A 519-nucleotide genomic window follows, 5' to 3' on the forward strand; every position below is an offset into this window, starting at 1 on the left:
GCCTCCGGCAATGCCGGGTAGCGTTCGAGCACGCGCAGCACGAGCCAGTAGCCGTGCACGCACGAATGCCAGTCGTAGCTGCCGTAGAAGATCGGGTGCAGCGCGCGCGGCCCCTGCACGTCGTGCGGACCTGCGAGCGAATGCGTGAGCTTGTTCGGATATTCGCGGGTCAGGTGCGCGAGCGCGAGCGACGCGGTGAGCCCCGGCGACTCGATGCCGAACAGGTTCACGAGCCCGCGCACGCCATGCTGCGCGGCGCCCTGCACGATGAAATCGGCCGGCGGCTCGCCGGGGCCCGCGACCTTCGGCCGGATGCCCGCATACGCCGGCTGCAGCGCGCCATCCGGCAAGCCCGGCCAGAAGGCGCGGATCGACGCGTAGAACGCGGTCGCACGCGCCGGGTCGACTTCATAGCGCAGCGCATCGCACCATTCGACGTCCGGGCCGAAACGCGCCTGCCCGCCGAGATCGAGCGTCAGGTGCACGCCGAGCCCCGCGCGGTCGGGCATCGGGTAGATC

Annotated in this window: 1 protein-coding gene; it reads right to left on the bottom strand. The window is 71.1% G+C overall.

The genetic code is table 11. The annotated features are described in order from the left end of the window. Window positions 1-519 (bottom strand): FAD-dependent oxidoreductase (locus FXO21_RS28605; RefSeq protein WP_149643684.1); only part of this gene is annotated, 519 nt, incomplete at both ends.

It is taken from the genome of Dyadobacter sp. UC 10 (genome assembly GCF_008369915.1).
GTDB lineage: Bacteria > Bacteroidota > Bacteroidia > Cytophagales > Spirosomataceae > Dyadobacter.